Source organism: Sphingobacterium thalpophilum (assembly GCF_038396785.1).
Classification (GTDB): Bacteria; Bacteroidota; Bacteroidia; order Sphingobacteriales; family Sphingobacteriaceae; genus Sphingobacterium; species Sphingobacterium thalpophilum_A.
Window position 1 is genome coordinate 2,253,588 of sequence record NZ_CP151087.1, and the last position, 23,592, is coordinate 2,277,179.

At 39.2% G+C, this 23,592-nt stretch carries 19 protein-coding genes; 14 read left to right on the forward strand and 5 right to left on the reverse strand.

Features of this window, described 5'->3' with window-relative positions; all coding sequences use genetic code 11:
- The first annotated feature begins 73 nt into the window (after positions 1 to 73).
- Genes AACH28_RS10085 through AACH28_RS10100 form a run of 4 tightly spaced genes read left to right on the forward strand, consistent with a single transcriptional unit; the run spans position 74 to position 6,564 of the window.
- Positions 74 to 604, forward strand: a complete 531-nt coding sequence (locus AACH28_RS10085) for a sigma-70 family RNA polymerase sigma factor (protein WP_286752538.1) — start codon at positions 74 to 76, stop codon at positions 602 to 604.
- 42 nt (positions 605 to 646) lie between these two features.
- A complete protein-coding gene (locus AACH28_RS10090; protein ID WP_341832861.1) occupies positions 647 to 1,672 on the forward strand; it encodes a FecR family protein in 1,026 nt (341 codons plus the stop codon).
- A 25-nt stretch (positions 1,673 to 1,697) separates the two neighbouring features.
- Positions 1,698 to 5,054, forward strand: coding sequence for a SusC/RagA family TonB-linked outer membrane protein (locus tag AACH28_RS10095; RefSeq protein WP_341832862.1), 3,357 nt, complete (start codon positions 1,698 to 1,700; stop codon positions 5,052 to 5,054).
- A gap of 10 nt (positions 5,055 to 5,064) precedes the next feature.
- The gene (locus AACH28_RS10100; protein WP_341832863.1) at positions 5,065 to 6,564 is read left to right on the forward strand and encodes a SusD/RagB family nutrient-binding outer membrane lipoprotein; all 1,500 of its coding nucleotides are present in this window, start codon (positions 5,065 to 5,067) and stop codon (positions 6,562 to 6,564) included.
- A gap of 225 nt (positions 6,565 to 6,789) precedes the next feature.
- Here the strand turns inward: AACH28_RS10100 and AACH28_RS10105 are convergent, their stop codons facing one another.
- Together AACH28_RS10105 and AACH28_RS10110 are read right to left on the reverse strand one after the other, a co-directional pair.
- Positions 6,790 to 7,680 (reverse strand): DUF6694 family lipoprotein, encoded by an 891-nt coding sequence (locus tag AACH28_RS10105; protein ID WP_341832864.1) that lies wholly within the window; start codon positions 7,678 to 7,680, stop codon positions 6,790 to 6,792.
- 89 nt (positions 7,681 to 7,769) lie between these two features.
- Entirely contained in the window at positions 7,770 to 8,321 is a 552-nt protein-coding gene (locus AACH28_RS10110) for a hypothetical protein (protein WP_341832865.1), read from the reverse strand.
- A gap of 301 nt (positions 8,322 to 8,622) precedes the next feature.
- Here AACH28_RS10110 and AACH28_RS10115 point away from each other — a divergent pair, with 301 nt between their 5' ends.
- Positions 8,623 to 10,389: a hypothetical protein gene (locus AACH28_RS10115; RefSeq protein WP_341832866.1), complete on the forward strand. Its 1,767-nt coding sequence runs from the start codon at positions 8,623 to 8,625 to the stop codon at positions 10,387 to 10,389.
- Positions 10,390 to 10,512: 123 nt separating this feature from the next.
- Here the strand turns inward: AACH28_RS10115 and AACH28_RS10120 are convergent, their stop codons facing one another.
- The gene (locus AACH28_RS10120) at positions 10,513 to 11,448 is read right to left on the reverse strand and encodes a hypothetical protein (protein WP_341832867.1); all 936 of its coding nucleotides are present in this window, start codon (positions 11,446 to 11,448) and stop codon (positions 10,513 to 10,515) included.
- 249 nt (positions 11,449 to 11,697) lie between these two features.
- Here AACH28_RS10120 and AACH28_RS10125 point away from each other — a divergent pair, with 249 nt between their 5' ends.
- The 3 genes from AACH28_RS10125 to AACH28_RS10135 all read left to right on the forward strand — a co-directional run bounded on the left by AACH28_RS10125 (position 11,698) and on the right by AACH28_RS10135 (position 14,810).
- The gene (locus AACH28_RS10125; RefSeq protein ID WP_341832868.1) at positions 11,698 to 12,294 is read left to right on the forward strand and encodes a porin family protein; all 597 of its coding nucleotides are present in this window, start codon (positions 11,698 to 11,700) and stop codon (positions 12,292 to 12,294) included.
- Between the two features lie 203 nt (positions 12,295 to 12,497).
- Positions 12,498 to 13,508 carry a histidine kinase gene (locus AACH28_RS10130; protein WP_341832869.1) on the forward strand — a complete coding sequence of 337 codons (1,011 nt, stop codon included), beginning with the start codon at positions 12,498 to 12,500 and terminating at the stop codon, positions 13,506 to 13,508.
- Between the two features lie 321 nt (positions 13,509 to 13,829).
- Positions 13,830 to 14,810: an IS4 family transposase gene (locus AACH28_RS10135; RefSeq protein ID WP_341832870.1), complete on the forward strand. Its 981-nt coding sequence runs from the start codon at positions 13,830 to 13,832 to the stop codon at positions 14,808 to 14,810.
- 853 nt (positions 14,811 to 15,663) lie between these two features.
- Here the strand turns inward: AACH28_RS10135 and AACH28_RS10140 are convergent.
- Positions 15,664 to 16,260 (reverse strand): HD domain-containing protein, encoded by a 597-nt coding sequence (locus AACH28_RS10140; RefSeq protein ID WP_341832871.1) that lies wholly within the window; start codon positions 16,258 to 16,260, stop codon positions 15,664 to 15,666.
- Between the two features lie 181 nt (positions 16,261 to 16,441).
- On the opposite strand from AACH28_RS10140, the gene AACH28_RS10145 reads away from it, so the two are divergent.
- The 5 genes from AACH28_RS10145 to AACH28_RS10165 all read left to right on the forward strand — a co-directional run bounded on the left by AACH28_RS10145 (position 16,442) and on the right by AACH28_RS10165 (position 21,224).
- Positions 16,442 to 17,464, forward strand: coding sequence for an LLM class flavin-dependent oxidoreductase (locus tag AACH28_RS10145; RefSeq protein ID WP_341832872.1), 1,023 nt, complete (start codon positions 16,442 to 16,444; stop codon positions 17,462 to 17,464).
- Positions 17,465 to 17,476: 12 nt separating this feature from the next.
- Positions 17,477 to 18,598, forward strand: a complete 1,122-nt coding sequence (locus AACH28_RS10150) for an NAD(P)-binding domain-containing protein (RefSeq protein WP_341832873.1) — start codon at positions 17,477 to 17,479, stop codon at positions 18,596 to 18,598.
- 235 nt (positions 18,599 to 18,833) lie between these two features.
- A complete protein-coding gene (locus AACH28_RS10155; RefSeq protein WP_341832874.1) occupies positions 18,834 to 19,607 on the forward strand; it encodes a helix-turn-helix domain-containing protein in 774 nt (257 codons plus the stop codon).
- Between the two features lie 202 nt (positions 19,608 to 19,809).
- Positions 19,810 to 20,307 (forward strand): anthrone oxygenase family protein, encoded by a 498-nt coding sequence (locus AACH28_RS10160; protein WP_341832875.1) that lies wholly within the window; start codon positions 19,810 to 19,812, stop codon positions 20,305 to 20,307.
- Positions 20,308 to 20,720: 413 nt separating this feature from the next.
- Positions 20,721 to 21,224 carry a hypothetical protein gene (locus AACH28_RS10165; RefSeq protein WP_288064529.1) on the forward strand — a complete coding sequence of 168 codons (504 nt, stop codon included), beginning with the start codon at positions 20,721 to 20,723 and terminating at the stop codon, positions 21,222 to 21,224.
- Positions 21,225 to 21,751: 527 nt separating this feature from the next.
- Here the strand turns inward: AACH28_RS10165 and AACH28_RS10170 are convergent.
- Positions 21,752 to 22,558: a LexA family transcriptional regulator gene (locus AACH28_RS10170; RefSeq protein ID WP_341832876.1), complete on the reverse strand. Its 807-nt coding sequence runs from the start codon at positions 22,556 to 22,558 to the stop codon at positions 21,752 to 21,754.
- Positions 22,559 to 23,039: 481 nt separating this feature from the next.
- Here AACH28_RS10170 and AACH28_RS10175 point away from each other — a divergent pair, with 481 nt between their 5' ends.
- Positions 23,040 to 23,477: a hypothetical protein gene (locus tag AACH28_RS10175; protein WP_341832877.1), complete on the forward strand. Its 438-nt coding sequence runs from the start codon at positions 23,040 to 23,042 to the stop codon at positions 23,475 to 23,477.
- Positions 23,478 to 23,592 lie beyond the last annotated feature (115 nt).

Here is a 23,592-nt window from a genome sequence, read left to right on the forward strand (position 1 = left end):
AGGCAAAATATTTTTTAAAAAACTTGGAGCGAAAGCGCATTATCGCTAAATTCATTTATTCCAAGCCTACACTATGGAAATCAATTATGCGTCTATTGTCCGAAGATTTGAGGAATACTTTGACCTATGGAGTTCCAAAGTATACCAATATGCGCTCAACAAAACCAAATCTTCTTATCTAGCCGAAGAAACTGTGCAGCGTGTATTTATCAAACTCTGGAAAAATATGCGTGACAAAAATATTGATTCCAGCATAGAATCCCAGATATTCTGTATCACCCGAACAGTAGTGATTGATTTGGTCAAAGCAGAGTATAATCGAAAGAAACTTTTGGATCACGATCAGACAGTTGTCTTGCGGCATAGTCCTCATGATGATTTTTATGCCAAACAACTTTCATCCACACTCCATGAAATTGTCGATAAATTACCAAAGAAACGCAGGGAGATCTTTATGCTAAGCCGGTTTTCCAATCTTTCGCATCAAGAAATTGCTAAAAAGCTAGCCATATCGACGAAAACCGTAGAAAACCAACTAACGCTAGCACTAAAAACCATTCGCAAGGCTTTATTGTTCAGTATACTGGTGCAAATTATTTTTTAATTTCATTGGGGGCTACCTCATTTTCGATCGTAATCTTATTAGATGAAGATTACAAAAGAATTGATCGACAATTACCTAAGCGGTAAAGCCAATGCGGAAGAAATTGCGGCCATAGAAAACGCGCTAGCTAATAACGAGTTTTATTGGGAGGATCTTATGCCAGGTGCGGAATGGCAAGAATATGAGGTGGATTCGGATTTTAAAAACCAAAAAGAAATAAAAGCGCATATTTTCAAACAAATAGGGCAAAAAAACAAGGATCGATTTAACTGGTTAAAATATGCTGCCATTATTATCTTCATTGGAATCGGAGCTTGGCTGGGGTTAACCCAAATCGATTCTCCTAAACATACCACCGCATACCGTAGCGCGAAGAAAGTCCAGCCCACATCGCAGGAGCAACCAAGTAATTTATATTATATCAATTCAGGTAATACCATTCAACAAATTGCAGTTCCAGACGGATCTACGATCGAACTATACCCCAATTCTGAAGTAAAATTCTGTTCAGATTTCACACGGATTAGCTCGCGAGAAATTCTATTAAAAGGCAAAGCCAAATTTACTGTGGCAAAGGATAAGACCAAGCCCTTCCGAGTTCATTCGGCAGGTTTGACAACAACGGCACTTGGCACCGTTTTCAGCGTCGACGAAGAGGGTACCGCGATTACGAAGATAAAACTATATGAAGGTCGTATTGAAGTCAAAAGCGATACAGGTTACCGAAATGAACAATCCTTAAATCTGCAGTTTCTACCCAATGAGGAAATCAGCATTGACCGGAAACAGCAACAGATTATTGCTGAGACCCGAATCAATGCTTCTCAATCCAGTAAACGGGGATCTTATCTAAAAACATCGGAACAATTGATCTTTAAAAACCTCCCCTTACAAGATGTGCTTCATATCATCAGCCATAATTATGCAGTGCGGCTGAGTTTTGATCCCAAAGATATTCAAGATAAATATTATAGTGGAACGTATAAAAATACAGCGTCAGCCTACATCAGTATGTTGACTGATATTCAAGCACTTCATAGCATAACCATCCATGTACAAACCGAATAAAATTCACTTAATTAACCCACAAATTATGCACATTTATTTACCTTCCAAGCATAGTATCCTGACTATGCTATTGTTGAGATCCAACATTCGAGCCGACGTAAGCTGGGCACTGCGTCTTGGCCTCATGGGGCTTTTGTCAACAAGCTATCTTCTTGCTAATGCCCAACAAAATGCTTCTATTAATGGAGTAATCAAAGATGAAACTGGGAAGCCCATTCCTTCGGCGACGGTTACCATACGTAATGCGACGAGCGGAATGAAAAAAACAACAACCAGCAGGCCTGACGGAACTTTTTCACTCGACCAGATTCCCGCTGGACAGGGCTACCAGATCAGCGTATCGTCTATCGGTTTTAAAAGCAGAGAACTTTTGGATTACACCATTACAGAAAGAGACAAGCTAGCGATCAATATCAGTTTGGAATCGAGTGCGCAAAACCTACAGGAGGTTGTCGTTACAGCGCTTGGTATCAAACGCGAAAAAAAAGCGCTCGGTTATACGGTCGCTGAACTCAAAGGCGACGAGCTGACGCAGGGCAAGGAAACCAATGTGGCGAATGCTCTATCGGGTAAAGTTGCCGGCGTGCAGGTGAGCCGCGCGGCATCCGGTGCCGGAGGTTCATCCAAGGTCGTGATACGTGGTAACAACTCACTTATCGGTAATAGCCAGCCGCTCTATGTTGTTGATGGAGTACCGATTGATAATCAAAACATTTCATCTCCAAACCAATCTGGGGGAACCGATTATGGTGACGGAATCGGAAACATCAATCCCGAAGACATCGAAACCATGTCGGTATTGAAAGGCCCAAACGCTGCAGCCCTCTATGGTCAGCGAGGAAGTAACGGCGTTATCTTGATCACAACTAAATCTGGGAAAGCTGGTAAAACCCGCTTTAGTTATGGTACAGATTTTTCATTGGGCAATGGCTTGGTATTACCTGATTTTCAGAATGTCTATGGCCAAGGCTTGAATGGTACATTTACACACTTCAGAAAAGATGACGGTACAATTGTCTCCATGAGTGAGGCCCTGAAAAATGGCTACAGTGGTATGCCTAAAATGAGTGCTGGACGTGACCGTACAACACGGGCTAGCTGGGGTGCAAAAATGGAAGGTCAGACTTATGAAGACGCTTATGGCAACATCTTACAGTTAACACCAAAGCCAGATACCTACTCGTCATTTTTTCAAACAGAGAAACAGTTTGTCAACAACCTTAGTATCGATGGCGGAACCGACAAAGTAAACTACCGTTTTTCATTTGCCAATACAGATGTAAAGGGGTATATCCCCACCAATACGTTAAAGAGAAACAATTTCGGTTTACGTACCCAAGCCAAAATAACCGATAAATTTCATATCGACATCAAGGCCAACTATATCGCCCAAAAGGGACAGAACCGGCCTACATTGGCCGATGCTGCAGACAACCCGGCTTACCTATTCATCAGCCAGCCGCGAAGCTTGGGCAACGACATCATGGCCCAGTATAAATGGACCGCACAGGAGATTAGTAGACAGCTCGGATTTTCTGGATTGACGGAAGGATTGGAGAAAACATATGCCACCAATAGTTCTACTGCCAACCCCTTTTGGACCATTCATGAAAACCACAACGAAGACCGGCGGGACCGTATTATAGGCTTGCTCCGTCTAAGTTACGACTTCGCTCCTTGGCTTAAGGTTACAGCGACTGGAGGGACCGACTTCTATACCGATCAACGGTTCCGCTACCGCCCCATTAATACCTACCAGAGTCTAAACCGAAAAGGCGACATCCGAGAAGAGGTCATCAGAGCCCGCGAAGACAATTTTGATGTTTTGGCCAGTTCTAACTTTAAATTGACCGACGATATTAAACTCAGTGCCAACTTAGGGGCCAGCCATCAAAGTAGGTATTTGCGTATGACCGGCAACTCGGGCAATCAATTTATTGTTCCCAATCTCTTTGTAATCAATAACACCACGACAAATAGTTACATATTTGACCTGATCGAGTCCAAGATTAATTCGGCTTATCTATCGGGTCAATTCAGTTACAAAGACTATTGGTTTGTTGATTTCTCCGCCCGTAACGACTGGTCTTCGACTCTTTCAAAGGAAAATAATTCGTTCTTTTATCCTTCGGTAAGCTCCAGTTTGGTCTTATCGGATGCTTTCAAATGGCAGTCTGAAGCCCTGTCTTTTGCTAAAATCAGGGCCTCTTGGGCACAAGCAGGGAGTTCAGGAAACCCTTATCAGCTGACAGGAGCCTATAGTCTCAACCAGTACACCCACGGTGGTGTACCGATGGCTTCGTATACAGAAATTATTCCTGATCCGAATTTGAAAAACGAATTGACCACGTCGATCGAAGCTGGGGCAGATCTGCGATTTCTGAAAAACAGACTTTCGTTCTCTTTTACCTACTATCAGGCCAAGACAAAGAATCAGATTCTGGACGTACCAATCGCCCCTTCCAGTCTCTATGTAAAAAACAGGATCAACGCTGGAGAAATTAGCAACAGAGGTATTGAATTTGTCTTGGGAGCAACACCAATCAAAAGCGAATCGGGTTTTGAATGGAATACCACCTTCAATTACAACCGCAACCGAAATAAAGTAGAATCACTCTATCCCGGTGTAGAAAGCTTTTTACTCGCTACAGACCGCGGGATAAATGTGGTTGCGGAGGTCGGAAAACCATTTGGCCAGCTCATTGGGACACAGTTTGCATGGATCAAAGATGAGCAGGGAAATAGATTGATCGATCCTACGACTGGGCTGCCTTTGCGCACAGCTGGGCGTGTAGAAACTGATCTTGGCAATGCGCAACCCGACTGGCTGGGAGGTTTTGCCAATACCTTTAAATATAAAGGTTTCAATCTATATGCGCTTGTCGACATCCGCCAGGGCGGTGTGATCTTCTCCCAGTCCAACCGTGAGCAGATTATTTATGGTACTTCTAAAAAGACCTTAGAAGGACGTGATGGCAGCTACATTGCCGAGGGGATCGTGGGACAAAAAGATGGATCAGGCAATTGGACAAGCACAGGAACAAAAAATAGTAAACAGGTCGCCGCACAAGATTATTGGAACATGGTTGCGAGTGACAAAGAGGTCATGGTATCCGAAGAAATGATCAATGATATGAGCTATATTGCCATGCGCGAAATCAGTCTTTCGTATTCTTTCCCGAAGAAACTGATGCCGCATAAACTCGTCAGCTCGCTAAAATTTGGCGTGTATGGACGTAACCTTTTTTACTTTCAACGGAAAACGGATGGATTTTCACCAGAAGCTTCTGCTTTCAACGTAAACAATAGCTCGATTGGTATTGAATCAACTTCACTTCCAATGATGCGCACATTCGGTATTAATCTCACTGTTGGTCTGTAACCCCTTTATCATGAAAAAGAAATTATTTAAAAATACATTCATCGTCGGACTTATTTCTGTGGCAGGACTAGGTTCATGTACCAAAGATTTCGAACGGATCAATACGCCGCCGACATCTGTCACCACTGTAGACCCTTCCTTACTCATAGCTCGCATTCTACGAGATGGTACTTTTCAGGAATCAGGGGAACTACCCAACAACAAGTTTGGCTCTTGGATCCAACATTGGGCTGGTGGACCGGTAGTGCCTGTTTCTCGATATTTTGAAGGACCCGAAAATCTTATTTGGTCGCAGCACTACACCCTGCTCCGCAATATTGTTCAGATCAAACAGGAATTGAGCGGCAAGGAAGACAATGCAGAAGGGAGAAGTAAACTGGCTATTGCCGAGCTTTATGAAGCATACCTCTATCAGCGCCTTACAGACTTGTTTGGTGATATCCCCTACTCCGAGATCACAAAATCCAATAAGGAAATTAATCGTACCCCCAAATTTGACAAACAAGAAGATATCTATCCGGCACTGGTTCAAAAAGTCGATGCAGCTATAGCAAGGCTTACGAGCGGCGACCTGTCTTACGGCTCTTCAGATTTCTTTTACAAAGGCAGCATTGACAAATGGAAAAAATTTGGCAATTCACTCAAACTAAAGCTAGGCATGCGCTTACGCTATGCCAACCCCGCTTTGGCGCAGAAAACGGTTACCGAAGCCATGACCTCCACAGTAGGTCTATTCAGTAGCAACAGTGACAACGCGGCTGTGCCGACTTACAACGATGCTCAAGCTGAAAACCAAAACCCTATCCTGCGTCAAATGACAACAGGAAGTGCCGATCTACGTTATCTTGCCAATACATTAGTCGATAAACTAAAAGAATACAACGACCCTAGGCTTCCACTACTTGCCGAACCAGTCAATGTCAATGGTACGGCAACCTATCAGGGCATTGGGGTCTCGCTGACCGATAATCAACTATCCCAATTGATTCGAGCCAATTATTCAACAGCGAATAAATCAACTTGGTTTAGTCTTAGCTTTGCTCCAATTCCGAGTTATGCTTTTACTTATTCGGATATCTGTTTCTACAAAGCCGAAGCGGCTCTATTAGGCTGGGGAGCTACAAGTGCCAATGCCCAAACATTCTTTACAGAAGGGGTGAAAGCTGCGTTGGCGCTTCCGCCCTACAATATGGCGGCAATTCCAACTTCCTACGAACCTATATTAAGTTTAAACAGTCTGACTGACGAACAGAAGATGGAGAAAATAGCGACACAAAAGTGGATTCACCTATTTGGCAGAGATATGGAAGCATTTGCTGAGTGGCGACGTACGGGATATCCTCGATTAACCCCCGGTCCTAACCCAGGTTCCACCAACGGACAAATACCACGTCGGGCAATTTATTCCAGTGAAGAGGCTGAGCTGAACGCGTCGAATCTCAAGGAAGCTGCGGCACGAATGACAAATGGCGACTCCTTCCTATCGAAAGTTTGGTGGGACAAGAAATAAACGTACACCTGTAATCGGAATTATAAACAAAAGGAGCTGTTTACGATTATTCCGAGAATTACGAATACATAGAGAGCTGATGTTACTATCGGCTCCCTATTTATTTCGTCTAATCTAAAATTCGTCAGGTTGTCAACGTTGACCGAATAACCTATAAATTAAAGGTGCTATCGGATCCTTTTAAATAATTTTCACAGCACAGAATAGGCGAATGGATGATAAAAACTAGGTCAATTGCAGATCGTCAAGGCTAATATTCTCCTTCTTTAATGCGGTGATTTCATCTTCCAATTTCTTTAAATTTTCATTGATCAGCGTTACACTACTTTTTGGAAGAACCGTCTCCCGATCATTGGATTTGATGGATTGTGTTGTCACAATCAATTCCAAATCGTAGTCTGCCAGGTTGATTCCTTTGACGGGATAGTTAGCGAAGTTCCAAAGTTTAGGATACTCTTTTTTTTGCTGATTAAAAACGATCGTGTTGACCCGGGATTCACCTGGCTGGAGTACACTGTCAGATTCGCCAAAAATAGATTGCTCGTCGCTGATAATAGCTTGTGAAGACCGTTTTTTCAGTACATACGAAAAACCCAGACTTCCTGTTAGCGGCTGTTTGCCTATATACTTCATACTTACAATGATTCTTGGGACAGACTCGCCAAAAAAATCTTCGAGATCCAATTCAATAGGTTCCAATTGAAAGACGGCCAGGTCTTTTTTTACCCGTTCAAATTCAGATTTCTGCTTTTGCAAACTATCTATTTCTTGTTGAAGATGCACTATTTTCCGTTCCTGCTGCTTTTGAAGGATATCATCGGCCAGGTCCAATACAGCACCGTAAGATTTGCCATCGATCAGACCTAACGATATATGGTTTATTGATTCTTCATGATACTTTTCAGGTTCATTCATTTTGAGCCACATCGCTTCGGATAATGCCACTCGCAAGGCCTTTTCCAAGTTCGCTTTTTCTTTATCATTCAGCTTTGCTTCTACTTTTTTACGAGAACTATCAAAGGACGATTGATCCTTTCCACTTAGTTTCTCGCTACAAGAGCTTAAAGACAATGTCAAGAATAGTCCTATAAATACGATTTTTATTACTTGTTTCATTTTAAACATATGTTATTTTCGGATGAATTTTTACTACCTTATTTTCTTTCACCATCTCAGGATGGTTTCGCTTATTTATTGATGAAATTTTACTTTTTCTTGAGTAAAAGATACAATTTATCGTAATCTTCCCAATCACCGAAACCTGCGAAATTTGGTTTTTCGCTCCATGAAACCATAGCTTTACAATCAAAACAGATCTTAGCGATCCCCATGCATTGCTTATTTTTATAGAACACAAGGATATCTCGAAATTCATAAATACAAGAGGTGTCGACATGATCGGTTCTTGTTTTTAAGAAAAATAGTGAGTCGACAGTACTATAGAGAGATTGATCCAGTGAGCCTCTAACATATCCTATATTCTTCAAATGAGATAAAAGGGAAAGATCCAACTTATCATCTTCCAATATTGATAACAAAAGACGCTCTTTCTCAGATTTATTCTTTTTGTCCTCCAATTCACCTATTTTAAATAAATCAATATCCATAAAATAATACTCCAGTGAATCAAAATTAGATGATATCGGGACCGAGGACTCTTTTTCCCGCTGTTCTAGGGTTCCACTATTTATGCAACCTTGCAGATAAATAGCACTGAAAAGTAGGTATCTAACGGTAAAACATATTATTCTTTGCATACAAATAATTTACAGGCTTTTGAGTGGTTTAGCTATTTTCAAAATTATCAATTTCATTTTATAATCTAGTCGAAGAGAAAACCACATTTCTTAAGTACCCCATTACACAGCTGAAAGGGAGCTGTTGCGAGCGTTACAGATGCTAAACCTAGTTGAACATGCTATGGAAAAATTTATGTTCATTAGAAGTTTACACGGCATAAAATGTAGTAGTAAAACAACTACAGCTTTATAAAAATTAACCGCAACAAAACTTAACTACAAGATTTTTGGTTTACTTTTGTGATAGATATATAATATTATGAAACAGAAATTTTACCTGCCACTTTTAGCATTGACCTTGACCGCAATTATTAGCTGTAACAAAAACAATAATAACATTGATGACCCTAAAAATAATCAGTCTGTTGTTATCGACAATAATGCGAGCCAACTGAATGCACGTTTAGATCATCAAAATGCTGGTTTATTGCCGTTATCTAATCTTTTAGCATCCGGTAAGCGAGCAGCCAATGGTTCGACAGTCACTGCCACTCAAAACCCAGACTTCTCATTAGCATTGGTCGCACAAGTCGCTCCTCCGGATTATGAAGGCAATAAGCTTCGGGCAACCCATGTTGCTGTTTCGGGCAACTACGCTTATGTAAGTTACAATACCGAAGGCGATCGCTATCTTGGTGGTGTCGATGTCATCGACATTTCAGATATTAATAACCCACGTCTTATTGTAAATGCTAAATTGCCGAATATCGACATTAGCTCCTTGGCAGTTGATGGCAATAGTCTACTCTTAGCTGGAGCAGCAGATGAAGGTGTATTGGCAAAAATGACCTCCCCTGCAGTTCTTATTGTTTTACCGCTTCAGAATGGCTTACCTACCGATGCTTATCGTTATACAGGTCTGCCAAGCTATGTGGCAACAGATGTTACTTTTAACAACGAAAGCCAGTATGCTGTTTCAGGTAATGCGGGTGCTATTTCTAAAATCAATAAATCTTCGGGCGCTATCGAAAAATCGGTAACTATTGCGGATCTCCTATCTGTAAGAACATACCAGAATCAAGTGTATGTGCTTTCAGGAACACAGGGGATAAAAGTTGTATCCAATAATCTTGATCCGGTTAAAACAATCAATGTGGGTCAAAATCCAAGTTCAGCAAAACGTACTATCGATTTTTACAGCAGTTATCTTTTAGCTTCTGAAGGCGCTCAGGGCTTGGGTATTTATAATATAAATACAGGAGCTCTGGATAAACGCATTAGTATTCCAGTAAGTCCTGATGACAGCAACATGGATCCGGAAGATATTGTGACCAATGCTGTATCTACAAACGACAAACGTGTATTTGTTGCCAACGGTGGTGCTGGTATCGCAGCCTATCAATTTGACACACAAAACAACTTTAACTATATCGGTAGTGCAAGTTTCAATGCGATTGACAACAGTTCAAGTAATTTTGTGATCAGTAGAGATAACTATGTTTTTGTAGCAACGGGAAAAGGTGGCTTAAAAATTCTTAAACTCATCGATCTGAAACCAACAACTCCAAGCTGTAATGGTACTTATCCAGCTTTCACAGGCAGTACACAAGGAGACCTGAATGTCAATAATGAAGCGAGCTACTCGGATACAAAAACATTTGCTTCAAACGTTAATATCAACCGGAATTTTAACTGGTGTGGAACACTCAATATCAATGGAAATTCTGTTAACATCAACAGCGGTGTATTCAACATGTATGGTTCAATCACTTTGAAGCAAAACATTAACGTCAATTCAACAATGAATTTGGTGGGCTCAGGTGTTATTGGTGGAACCTTTACCGTAAACGGAAGTGGCATATTGAGCGTAACAGGCTCACTTTCTCAGGGAACTGTAGGATCAAAATCCACTTCATTTATCAATGGTAAGATGGTTATTGACGGTGAAGTTGTCGTATACGGTAACTTGACTATTAATGGTAGCGGAAAGGTAGAATTCGCCAACAGTAAGTCTAAATTAATTGTTTATGGAAGTCTTACAAATTGGGGAAGCGTTACTAACGGAACAATTACACAAGTCAAATAAGACTTTGTATAGCTATTAAGCAGATCATAAAAAAGCCACATCATCTGATGTGGCTTTTTTATTTACTGAGAATTACAGAAAGGTCATTATATTGTTGTTATGCTTAAAACCTCATAAACAATCTTATTCCAAAATAGTCCGTGGGGTCAGCGGAACCTTTTGCTTCCAGGTACCCTTCACTTGGAATTCGTGCCCGGATGTTTTATTCTTGATGGTGAAGATATAATTGCAAGTTCTTTCGAGGTATTTAAATTCACCTCTCACGGTCATCTGGGCATTGGCTTTGAGCAGCAATTCTTGTTTATCTCCAGATTTAATATAATTTTCAAAAGTTTTGCCTTTACTGTAAGGAACTTTACCTTGCCAGCGAACTCCACCATTTACCATTAATTCATCCATGAAGATCGTTGAGTCTGTTTTATTGAGCCAGTCAAAAGCGCCGTAGCTGTCACTTATGAATTCGGAACTATACTTTACGTCCTTAAAAATGGCAGTGATATCGACTTTTCGCTCCCGATTTGAGCTATTTACCAGATTCATCGCAGTACACCCTTCGGTACTGACATAGATTTTCCGGCTTTCTTTCACTTCTTTGATTTCTTTTTTGACCAACTCATATCCATCAGCCCTAGTTTGAATAAAATTCACTTCATCCATTTTATCCGCTGACAATATGCCAATGGCAAAACTCCTGGGCTGATCACTAAAATTTTCCAATAAGGTCAATTTAAGCTCGTTATTAATTGTTTTTTCCAACTGTAGCCATCCACCGTCAACTCCAATCGAGCCCGTAAGCTCCAATTTGAGCTTTTTTCCAGTGGAATCTTTCAATATTTCTCCTGTAAGGACATCTTTGACATAGGACACATACCATAAATCCGCTTTGATCGGAATTACATTTTCCTTGATTCCGGTTTGTAAGTTGACAGCTTTAAAACCGGGATCTATTAGACCTCCTTGTGAATTAAGTCCCTCTTTAGAACAGGATGTTAGTATAAGCAGACAAAACGGCCATACCAGATAGGAAAAGGAAAACGTTCGCTTCAACGGATTTTTCATGAAATCGATTATTTGTACAACACAATTGACCAAACAAAATCTATCTTGTAAGTTAAAAAAAACAATAGACCTTTTCCCATCTATCCTGAAAAAAGACGCTTAAGCCAGAAATCTTGACAAACAAATAGAAATCTTGACAGACTAATCATCCCTATAATAACCTTCGTCACTCCAAAAATGCCGTTCGTCAAACTCTTTTTGCCAAGGAATTGATCCTTTGTTCTTTTGGACAAATTAAAACAATATAAAATGAATAAAAACGCAATTTTATCATGCATCGTATTATTTGCCATGATGTTTAGCAAAAAACTGTTTGCTCAGGAGCAACCTTTCATTCAATTGGGTATTAAAGAGGGAAGTAGTCTCAACAAACTCAATACCGAATTAGCAGACTTAGATGACAAATATGCCATAGGATTACACGTAGGGGGTATGGCAAGAGTTAATCTTGGAAGAGCTTATATCCAGGGTGAAGCTCTTTTCAATAAACGCAAAGCAGCCCTTAAACCGCAAGGGCAAACCGAAAGCAAACTCAAATGGAATGCGATTGATATCCCCGTCGTTGCAGGCTACAAAATCTACCAAAATCAGGACATCAATTTCCGAGTATTAGCTGGTGCAATTTACAGCTATACGTTAAACGACAATTTGCCACCTCTCAAAGCAATACAACAGGGAATCAAACATTTTGACAAATCGAACTTACAAGTTACCGGCGGTCTGGGAGTCGATATTCAGCGATTTACACTTGATGTTCGCTATGAACGCGGTTTTTCTGACCTTAACAAATCTTTTAAATCCAAACCACAGGCATTTTCTATTGGATTGGGTTACTTTATCTTCTAAAACAATGAATAAGTTTTACCTTTGGAGCTACCTAGGGATCAGGCTCCAAAGGTATTTTTTTAAATCGTCATATGTTCAAAAAAAACTATTTAAATAAACATCTTTTTCTCATTTCTTTTTGGTTCGTTCTTGGGTTTGCTGTATGGATTCAAATAAAAGGCGAGTTCGATTCGCTCCAGGCGTTACTGCACACCTCGCTAATCATGGCTTCTTCGATTATTATATCGCAGTGGCTGAGTGACCGGGTTCTACCACGAGCGATCAAGGCTCAACAAATGAAACCTTTTGTACTAAAAGCAGTGCTTTTTGTAGTTATTTTAGCTATTTTAATTGGAAGTATAGATTTCTATTTCATTCTCACCAAAGAAGGAATAGCTAACCATGAACGGACAGATCTAATACTCACTCATTTCTATCAAGCAATTCCATCTTCCCTACTGATCAATGGTACCGCCTGCGGGATTAGATTTTATCAGGAACATGCAGATATTCAACGTATCCATGGTCAATTGCAGCAGAATTTTCTTGAAAGTCAGGTAAAATTTTTACAGGATCAGGTCAATCCTCATTTTATGTTTAATGTCTTGAACCATATTCATATCCTCATGAAAAAGAATGTGGAAATGGCCGATTATTTGCTTCTGAAATTTTCGGACATTCTGAGGTATCAGCTCTATGAGTGCAACCAACCGCTCGTACTTTTAACACGCGAACTGCAATATTTACAGGATTTTATAGCCATAGAAAAAATGCGGTGGGGTAACGAACTGGATGTAAGCTGTTCATGGAATCAATCTTCAAAGGATTTATATATTGCACCATTGATGCTCATCTGTTTTGTCGAAAACGCACTTAAACACGTAAACCGCCTTCCAAATCAAAAAGGAAGCATAGAGCTATCCTGGGTTGAGGAAGAAGGAAAACTTCAATTCAACATCAGTAATAGTTATCAGGACTGTCCGCAATTAACTTCAACAGGGCACTCGGGCATAGGGCTGGAAAATGTAAAAAAAAGACTGGAGCTGCAATATGAAAACAACTATTCATTAACAGTCCATAAACTTGACAACAGGTTTATGGTATTAAATGCTAGTCCCCAAAAATTCTCGCTGCTGTTTTTCGCTTTTAATATCTTCAATATTTTTTTCAATCAACCATGCTCTAAAATGCTCCGGATCTTGCGGTGTAAAATGGATTACTTCACCACATTTTAAAAGTAGGGAAAAGATTCCGCTAGCGGCAGCGAATTTTACGATTTCATTAGAATGGTGTCCAAGTTGGGTAAAATACTCCATTGTTTTTATTCAATTCTAGAAATACTTATCTTGCAAATCGATGCAGGTCTTATAGGCCAGCAATCGTTCAGAAAGCATGTTAATTTTTATTTTCTTGCAGTTTTATAATTCACTCAAATATCGTAAATAATTCTAAATATTTCATTAATCAGACACTTGCGTCCTAAACGTTTAAAAAGTGGCGGTGTTTGGATATAGCAAAGTTGCTATATTTAAATTGCAAAATTATAACACACCGCCATGATAAATTTAAATGTTTTTAGTCAGATTTTATCTCTTGTTGACCGTGAATTATTCAGGGATTTGGTTGCAAAGCACAAAAGTGATAAACACCAGAAAGGGATCAACAGCTGGACGCATCTAGTCAGTATGCTTTTCTGTCATTTTTCCTCGGCAGATTCGGTCCGGGATATTAGTAACGGTCTGCGCAGTACAACTGGTAACCTGAACCACTTAGGAGTAATAAGAGCTCCAAGTAAGTCCAATATATCCTATATCAACATACACCGTACGCATGAACTTTTCAAAGATCTTTATTTCTCTGTTTTGGAAAGGCTTTGGCAAAAGGATACGCATTTTCGCAAAGATCTTGTTCAGCTAAAGCGTAAAGTATATCTGATGGATGCAAGCATCATCCCCTTATGTCTATCTGTATTTGACTGGGCAAAGTTTCGCAGCACCAAAGGTGCCGTAAAGCTGCACACTGTCTTGGATTATGATGGCTGCCTACCTGTTTTTATGCAGATTACCGATGGAAAAGTACATGAGAGCCAGCGAGCCGGTAGTTACAGTTTTTCCAAGGGAAGCGTGGTGGTAGTGGACCGTGGCTACGTGGATTACAGCTGGCTTGGGGATTTGGACAGCAGGGGGTGTTACTTCGTTACCAGGAGTAAAGTTAATATGAAGTACAAGGTTATCAAGTCCTATCAGAGTGAAGCACTCATGGAAAAGGGGATCCTTAAGGATGAGCTCATTGAGCTATCCGGTGCTGCCTGCAATAAATACAACGGCAAGCCGCTACGCCTAGTCCACTTTTGGGACAGCACCACTGGCAATGAGTACCACTTTTTGACCAATAATACGAAGTGGAAGGCTTCTTTGGTGGCAAACATCTATAAACAACGCTGGCATATCGAAGTCTTCTTCAAGCATCTAAAGCAGCGCTTAAAAGTATCGACATTCATAGGGACTTCTGAAAATGCAGTGATGATCCAGATCTAGACTTCACTCATTGGCATATTACTGTTAAAATACTTACAAAAAAAGGCCAAATATGACTGGAACCTGTCCAATCTGGTCGCATTCATCAGAATGAATATCTTCGTGAAAATAAACATCTGGCAATGGATAGATGATCCCTTTCTCAGGCCGCCTATAAAAGGAAAAAAGGGACAGCTAAAGATTTTTGCAGATTGAAAAATAGGGGTCAATATCGAAATGATGAAAAAAGCTATGCCTGTACAACAGAAATCCAATCCTAAAATTTATTTAGGACACATATGATCCAATTTCAAAAAATAAACTTTAAAAAACCATAAGTTTTCGGCGAAAGAACAATTTCCATCGGTAAACAACAGACTTTTACCTATAAACCGTTCAGCTTTTGCTATAAACAATTACACAAGAGAATTCCATACTAAATTTCCTGTCATATAGTATTTTTTTTTCAAACAGATTTTCAGAGGCTCTTGACCATACTAAAAAACAACGCGTTATAACCTACGCTAAGTTCGCGGTCCAATATTAAGTTTTCTTTAATTTTGATGCTTCCTATTTAGTCTGACTACTCAATTTCGTAAATATGTCCCATGAAAAGAATAGGAACATTCATTTTGACAACGTGCATGTTTGCAACCTCGCAGCTCACGTTCAGTCAAAACAATATACAAAATAGAATTAGTTCATTTTGGAAAGCAATAAAGTTGGACTACCAAATGGCTGGACACTAACCCCTGTTGGGAAACAAATAGAACTCGGAGACTTACCGCTGAACTTAGTTATCAGTCATCATAAAAAGCTGGCAGCTGTCAGCAATAATATCGGGATTACTGCTGGCTATTGATCAGTATCCTATCTACCCTCCCTTTCTGAGAATCCCCCGAGCAACTCCAGCATCGATCAATTTTTCTGCATATTCCCACAATACTGCTGAGCCATCCTTAATGACAGATTTTTTTGCATAAACCTTTTCATAATTTACACCAGGTTCATTCCAGGTCCCACAATTATTGGAACTCTTCTGTAAAAGTGGCTCCAATCGATCCATCGCTCGTGCGAACTGTGCTTCCGGCGTTTGACCAGCTTCAAATTCTTCCCAGATCGCAATGAGTTCCTCTGCTTGCTGCCCAGGCAAAATTCCAAAAATCCGCTGAGCTGCCAAACACTCTGCACCTGTATTGGTATGATTTTTTTCTGTATCATAGATAAAGGTATCACCTGCATCGATTTCGACGATATCATGTATCAATACCATTTTGACTACCTTCAATAAATCCACTGATTGATTTGCATGTTCTAAAAGCACAATAGCCATTAGGGCAAGATGCCAACTGTGTTCAGCGTCATTTTCGGGACGGTCACTATTAAAAAGTTTTGTCCTGCGCTGGATATATTTAATCTTGTCGATCTCCTTAATAAACTCGATCTGTTGTAATAATTTGTCTGAAAGCATCACTCTGAATCACTTATACAATTGAATAATACATAAAATTACTCTTTTTGAGCCACAGCCTACTTGTCATTTGGCAAATTCATTCAAACCATATATTATTGACACCCATCGGACAATCCAAACTACCGATATAATCGTAACATTTATTAAATTTGATTGGCATCAAATCCCATTGTGATTTATGAAAAAAATAGGCTTTTTATCTTTTGGTCATTGGTCCAAGCATCCCGCATATAGTACGCAGACCGCAAGCGATACTTTATTGCAATCCATCGATCTAGCACTAGCTGCTGAAGAAATAGGCATAGATGGTGCATATTTCCGTGTACACCATTTTGCGAATCAGCTAGCATCTCCCTTTCCTTTATTATCGGCCATTGGAGCCAAAACCTCAAAAATTGAGATCGGCACCGGCGTCATCGATATGCGCTATGAAAACCCCCTTTATATGGTGGAAGACGCAGGAGCCGCAGATCTAATCTCTGGGGGCAGATTGCAGCTCGGCATCAGCAGAGGATCGCCTGAACAAGTAATAGATGGTTGGCGTTACTTTGGTTACAATATCAACGAGGGCGAAACAGATGCTGATATGGGAAGGCAAAAAGCATTGGAATTTTTAGAAAAACTTAAAGGAATTGGTTTCGCTGAACCAAATCCCTATCCAATGTTTCCAAACCCACCCGGTTTGCTGAGGCTCGAACCCCATTCGGAAGGGTTACGTGATCGTATCTGGTGGGGAGCAGCATCGAACGCCACGGCTGTATGGGCTGCTCAAAACAGAATGCACCTGCAAAGTTCCACTTTGAAATATGATGAAAATGGCAAACCTTTTCATATTCAGCAGGCCGAACAAATACGTTTATACAAAGAGGCCTGGAAGGAAGCAGGGCACCCTGGTGAACCCCGCGTTTCGGTCAGTCGATCCATATTCGCTCTGGTCGATGATTTAGATCGTTATTACTTCGGGCAAGAGGCTGACAAAACAGATAAAATTGGGGTAATAGAATCGGACAAGCGGACGATTTTTGGGCGAAGTTATGCCGCAGAACCAGATCAACTCGTGAAAGAACTAGCGCAAGATGAAGCAATACAGGAAGCAGACACGCTATTATTGACCATTCCAAATACGCTAGGGGTCGACTACAATGTCCACATTCTTTCAGCCATTTTGGAACATGTAGCTCCCGAACTTGGTTGGCGTTAACTCCTCTTTCGTATGATAAAGAACATTCGCTACAAAACAAAAATTGCAATCATTGGTGCGGGTCAGGCTGGACTTTCTGCTGCTTATCATTTGAAGAAGCTCGGACTTAAAATCGGGCCGGATTTTATCATCTTGGATGAAGCCTCTGCACCAGGAGGAGCCTGGCAATTTCGCTGGGACTCCCTTACCTTAAGTACAGTCAATAAAATACACGATTTGCCCGGCATGTCGTTTGAGGAGACTTTATCAACAAAAGGGGCGGAAGTTCAGGCAAACACCGCTGTTCCCCATTATTTTAAACTTTATGAAGAAAAATTTGGACTTCAAGTATATCGACCAGCTAAAGTAGAAAAAGTCTACTTGTACCAAGATCGCTTTCATATCGATACGGCAGAAACTCTTTTCTCAGCACTCGGTATTATCAACGCCACCGGAACATGGGAAAACCCCTATATTCCTACCTATCCAGGTGCAGAATTATTTCGTGGCGAGCAACTTCACACAAAGGATTTTAAAACTGCAGAGTATTTTCGTGGCAAACATGTTATTGTTGTTGGAGCTGGTATTTCTGCCATTCAGCTATTGGACCAAATTTCCAAGGTTACAACGACAACCTGGGTAACACGACGACCGCCTTTATTCAGAGAGGGGCCATTTGATGACATGGCCGGGCATAATGCGGTTGCTATGGTAGAGGAACGTGTACGATTGGGGCTTTCACCTTTGTCTGTCGTTTCCGTTACGGGCCTCCCCTATTCTACAGAAATCCAGGAGATGGAAAAACGGGGTGTCCTTCAACGTTTTCCAATGTTTCAAGAAATAACCGAAAAGGGGATCAAATGGGCCGATGGAACGGAACAAAAAGCAGATGTTATACTTTGGAATACAGGTTTTAAAAGTTTATTGAGCCATCTAGACGCAGTGCTACCAAAAGAAAAACAGGGTGGCATTCAAATGGCAGGCAGACTAGCGACCATGGTCGCTAAAGAACCAAGAATTCACCTCGTGGGTTATGGTCCATCAGCATCGACAATCGGTGCAAACCGTGCAGGTAGCGCCGCAGCTAGAGAACTTCTAAAAACGCTTTCAGCTGCCGACCTGAACACAAATAAATTTAGTGGGAGCCAACTATAATGGTAGTTTCAATTTTGAGTACTTAAATTACTGGAACATGCACAATTATTTCAGGTAAGAAGAGAAAATTCCCTTTTTTATTTCAAATAAGTCGGATTACATGCGTAGACTTTAGATACACCATGCTATTACAAATCCGCTAATGAAAATCTTAGGGCAACTCCATCTTATAATAGATTTTTCAGTATATTTAAACGTACAGCAGGTCGTAATCAAAAGCCAACAAAGTTAATTGATGAATTCTCAAATTATCAGCCCTGATACATCCATTACATTATTCGTAAAGGCGATCCTGGTATTTGAAAGTCAGAAAAATGATCGCGTAAACTTACCTTTTTATGCTGATGGTTACCCCGGTCTATTGTTTCAACGATGCTATGGTGATTTTACAATCAAGCCTCATGATAAAAAGATGCCGACGATTTTTCTCTATGGTCAGACAATAAAACCGATTTCAATAGATGTAACAGGGCCTTTTCAGATTATCGTTTTTCAATTTTACCCATTTGTATTACGCCGATTTTGGGGTATCTCGCCCGAAAGCATAAACGACGGCTGCTATGATCTAGATGCTCCTTCAAATAGAGCCTTTCACCAACTGAGCAGTACATTATCCTCATCTTCAAGCGCTGAAAACAGCATCCAACTATTAACACAATCGCTCCTCAGCTTTTTCGATAGCAAGAAATATAACATAGATTTTTCGATTCAGCGAGCAATTCTCGAAATCATCGAAAAAAAGGGCCAAATCATTATTAAGGAAATTGCAAAAAAAGAAGCATTGAACATCCGAACTTTTGAAAGAAGGTTTTTCAAGGAAACTGGGGTGTCCGCTAAACAATTCGCTAAAATGGTACAGTTTCAGGCCGCTTTGAAACAGCTTAATAACAAAGATTTCCAAAAGCTAACGGAAGTTGTTTATGAAAATGGGTTCTCCGACCAATCGCACTTTATTCGTGTCTTTAAGACTTTCACAGGAACAACTCCAACATCATTTAACAAAAAGTAGGTTACTGTCGTTTTTATTCTATATTGACTCACTGTTTATCACAACTTTTGTATTGTCTAAGGGCGAGCTCAACGAAAGTGTGTAATTTCTTTAAGCCTCAACTTCTTCGAAATAATTGCTATAAGAAAACAATGCTTTGATAAATTAGAACACCTAGACAATTAAGTTCAGTAAAACATTGTACATCAAAAAAAATATAGACATGAAATCGCAAGATATTATTTTGGCGCTGGCAACAATATTTTCGGCTATCATATCAGGTTTGTTTTTTTCGTATACCTTTTCGGTCAATTTGGGTCTACATAAACTCAACGATAAAGCCTTTTTGATGGCCATGCAAAATATCAATAAAGAAATACTAAACCCAGCTTTTTACTGCTGTTTTCTAGGCGCACCAATTTTGTTACTCATGGCTACTATATTATTTTTTGACCTGTATTCACCTAAATTTTATCTAATCCTAGTTGCATGCCTAAGCTATATTATTGGTGTACTTGTGGTTACAGGCATGCAAAATGTACCTTTAAATAATCAATTAGCCTCGATAGACCTATCGATATCTTCAGAAAAATCGTTAAGACTTGCACGTGACGCCTTTGAAAAACCCTGGGTATTTTGGAATAACATCCGAACTTGCTCTTCTTTACTTACACTCACTTGTTTAGTCATTAACTTGGTCTTTTTTAAATCAAAAAATTGATCATAACATTGGGCTAATCGTATAAGATCAAATCTTTATAACCAGTTTACTGACATTTCCGCCGAAATAAAACTCGAGTTTATCATTTACCTATCTCTTATAGACGAAAAAAAGCCCACGGCATGCGAATTTAAATTCATTCCCCCCGAATTTAAATCAAGTGCTAAAACCTCTTCCTCAATACCTTACTTTTATAAAAATTGATCATCGGAATATGCAGTTATTGAATGTGAGTATAAATCATCATGAAGGCATGTATATTGATGATTCAAAGAAATCTTCACGAAACTGTCAAAACATAAATAAGCAGAAGTTGTCTATCAATAAAAAGGGTCTTTACAATTAAAAAAGGAGCATAGTAGTATGAAGTATGTTATGCTCAAAATAATATACAATTAATGAAATTTTTCCCCATGAAAACAAAACACTTAATTTCGACATCATTGTTAGTATCTTCTGCTATAGCGTTGTTCACATCTTGCAATGGCAGTTCTGTCGATACGGTAAAAGCTATCGAATCAAACTATGACAATCAAAACAAAACCATTACGTTAACAGGTGAATTTGATGCACCATCCTTTACATTCTCATCAGGTAAATCAAAAACTATGGCCATGAATTTCGTAGTTAAATCCCATGCATTTAGTTCTGAAAAATTCACTGCATTCAGCGTTATATTACCTGTAGGGACAGAAAAAAACAATGTTTTATTTGAAATTCCCGCAGATCAGAAAAATTATACGCTTAAGAACTTTTATGTATTTGACGATAAGGGAGAAAAAATCAATCTAGATTCCCATACAACCTTCAAAATGAAGGGAACCGTTCACTACAGTGAAATGGAAAAACCTGAAAATGAACGGGAAAAAGATAATTTTTCCTATAAAATAACCGATGTAAGCTTTGTAAAAGACTAAAAATAACAACAATTGATAGCATAAGAAATAAAAAAGCCAGATTTCAAAATCTGGCTTCAAAAATAAACATATGATGATTAGTAAATGGTAAGTCCATAGGTACAACTTAGTGAATAGTTCGATTTATTCAAAAATGCCTCCACCCTGCCCTGACAACCTACGCACATGTACCTATTATTTCAATTGAACGCTACGGACATGCCTGAATAATGAGCAACCAATATTCTCGTCTCGTTATCAGCCTTCTTAACGTTAAATATATACTAGGAGCGCCAAGACAGCACGCAACAACATGTCCGCATACGTTCAATTTATAGTCAAATATAGAAATAAAAACTAATATAATTAGTTTTTATTTCTATATTTTTTAGCAAGATCATAAAAACTTGATACGGAGAACTTTCAATTTAATAGCGGGCGATTGGCTTAATTTATCGCACCTATAGCCGAAACAAAAAGGTCCACCTGTAAACGTTGATATGAAAAGACGAATCATCAAAACGATCATATTCTGAGTTAGGCTGTTCTTAAAGCGAACGGCTAATATCTACAACATTAAAAATTTGGTCAACATCATCTAAACTTACTTCAAAATCCGGGTATCTTGTTTTATCAGCATTTAGCGAACGAAGGGTAAGAATTCCGTTATTGACATCATGATGAGCAATTTCTTTGATAATAACTCCTTCATATTTATGTACAACAACCCAATAACGATATTTGTGGGTATGAAATTTTGATTGCCATAACTCCCTTTTAATCAAACGTCCTGTCACAATATCGCCGTCCAATACACTTGCATCGGTTCCATCGGTCATACTATCACCACTAACTTCAAAAGAACGATAGGCACCTTTATGAAATTCATTGACCGTGATAAAATGTGCCGGTAAATCGTCCATATATTCAGCATCAGAAAAGCCAGACAAATACCCGGCTTTAGCTTTCTCTGTCACAAGTTTTGTCTGCATCAAATATCGTCCTGGGGAAACTTCAAAAAATATATTATTCTTGTTTTCGTCAATAAACTTGACGTCCTCCGAAAAATACCCTATTGACTTACCGTTACCAATACTAAGCATTGCCATCGTGTCGGGGTGCATTAAAGGAGTTATCTCTACTCTTTCACCTTTTCCATATAACAACCAGTCATACTGAACCTGAGGAAAAGCCGCTTGAATACGTGTTTTCATCGTAAGTCCAATAGGATACTCTCCTTTTTTAATACGCGAGTACACCTGTTCGCGTACACCCAATAAAGACGCGAATTCACGGTTAGTAACGCGCATCTCCATGCGTAAAACTTCAAAGTTATTATTTGGATAAGTTTCCATAGTCGATCGGGTATTTAACAAATGTTACACAAATACATAACAATCTGACACTAAGTTACACAACTTATTAAACCTAAACAAACAGACAATCAAAATAAAACAATAAAAACCTAACTATCAACAAATTATAGTTAAACAAATAAGTTTATATTTTCACAAAAAAAATAAAAATAAGCATCGAACAAACTTGTATGATTAACAATTTTGTTTAACTTTATTTAACATCAATAGACTATATTAAATTCATAGAATAGACGAACAGGGTAGTAAGTAAATTAGCTATTCACTGGATTTGCAATTAGCGAGACTAGAATCAGTTCATACTTAAAGATAAAAAGAAAATGGAACAGCTCATGACACAACATCCTAGACAGCACATTGTTTACGCAGTAGATTATCATCAACGACAAAAACACAACAGTAATTTAAAAAAAGAAGAAAGCAGTACAATAACCTACAAAAATAGCTCACAAGGTATGGTATGAACTCACTATATTATTCATTCATCATGAGTTTCTTGAAAGAAAATCATCCTGAAATACTAAAATCCATCGATAAGATATATGAATCTGACCTTTCCAAAATCAGTCAAGTAATTGACTGCTATTGTCAATTTGTGGGTATACCTTCTCAACAGATTATGGGTGAATATATCAATTATAAGGATATTCAGCATCGTTACAAAGCTATCGCCGTTGTTCTACGTATTTTTCAGCCGGAAAAATTAGATAATCTGAAAACAAAAGTAAAAAGTAGCATATATAAGGAACTTGGCTCTTATTTAAAAATAAATAATGACACATTACAGAAATCTATCATCTGTGCTTGCAATCAATTTGACCTCTATCGTGATTTCAAAAAGGAAATTAAACAGATTGCGAATTATTACCTTATTGACAGGCATTTCGATGGGGTTTAGTATTATTTGTACAATCACACCAGCTCTGCTAATTCGGCAATTCTGCCCGGTTCCAAAAATATAGTCCTTGAATTTTAAATACTCAAGGACTATTTTGTGCTTCTTATCTGAATTG

Bases quoted from the DNA above. Each gene is read 5' to 3' on its own strand.
- AACH28_RS10165 (WP_288064529.1), top strand. From the start codon at position 20,721: ATGAAAACAAAACACTTAATTTCGACATCATTGTTAGTATCTTCTGCT.
- AACH28_RS10135 (WP_341832870.1), top strand. From the start codon at position 13,830: ATGATAAATTTAAATGTTTTTAGTCAGATTTTATCTCTTGTTGACCGT.
- AACH28_RS10140 (WP_341832871.1), bottom strand. From the start codon at position 16,260: ATGCTTTCAGACAAATTATTACAACAGATCGAGTTTATTAAGGAGATC.
- AACH28_RS10120 (WP_341832867.1), bottom strand. From the start codon at position 11,448: ATGAAAAATCCGTTGAAGCGAACGTTTTCCTTTTCCTATCTGGTATGG.
- AACH28_RS10160 (WP_341832875.1), top strand. From the start codon at position 19,810: ATGAAATCGCAAGATATTATTTTGGCGCTGGCAACAATATTTTCGGCT.
- AACH28_RS10085 (WP_286752538.1), top strand. From the start codon at position 74: ATGGAAATCAATTATGCGTCTATTGTCCGAAGATTTGAGGAATACTTT.
- AACH28_RS10095 (WP_341832862.1), top strand. From the start codon at position 1,698: ATGCACATTTATTTACCTTCCAAGCATAGTATCCTGACTATGCTATTG.
- AACH28_RS10125 (WP_341832868.1), top strand. From the start codon at position 11,698: ATGAATAAAAACGCAATTTTATCATGCATCGTATTATTTGCCATGATG.
- AACH28_RS10150 (WP_341832873.1), top strand. From the start codon at position 17,477: ATGATAAAGAACATTCGCTACAAAACAAAAATTGCAATCATTGGTGCG.
- AACH28_RS10110 (WP_341832865.1), bottom strand. From the start codon at position 8,321: ATGCAAAGAATAATATGTTTTACCGTTAGATACCTACTTTTCAGTGCT.
- AACH28_RS10090 (WP_341832861.1), top strand. From the start codon at position 647: ATGAAGATTACAAAAGAATTGATCGACAATTACCTAAGCGGTAAAGCC.
- AACH28_RS10155 (WP_341832874.1), top strand. From the start codon at position 18,834: ATGAATTCTCAAATTATCAGCCCTGATACATCCATTACATTATTCGTA.
- AACH28_RS10130 (WP_341832869.1), top strand. From the start codon at position 12,498: ATGGCTTCTTCGATTATTATATCGCAGTGGCTGAGTGACCGGGTTCTA.
- AACH28_RS10145 (WP_341832872.1), top strand. From the start codon at position 16,442: ATGAAAAAAATAGGCTTTTTATCTTTTGGTCATTGGTCCAAGCATCCC.
- AACH28_RS10175 (WP_341832877.1), top strand. From the start codon at position 23,040: ATGAACTCACTATATTATTCATTCATCATGAGTTTCTTGAAAGAAAAT.
- AACH28_RS10115 (WP_341832866.1), top strand. From the start codon at position 8,623: ATGAAACAGAAATTTTACCTGCCACTTTTAGCATTGACCTTGACCGCA.
- AACH28_RS10105 (WP_341832864.1), bottom strand. From the start codon at position 7,680: ATGAAACAAGTAATAAAAATCGTATTTATAGGACTATTCTTGACATTG.
- AACH28_RS10170 (WP_341832876.1), bottom strand. From the start codon at position 22,558: ATGGAAACTTATCCAAATAATAACTTTGAAGTTTTACGCATGGAGATG.
- AACH28_RS10100 (WP_341832863.1), top strand. From the start codon at position 5,065: ATGAAAAAGAAATTATTTAAAAATACATTCATCGTCGGACTTATTTCT.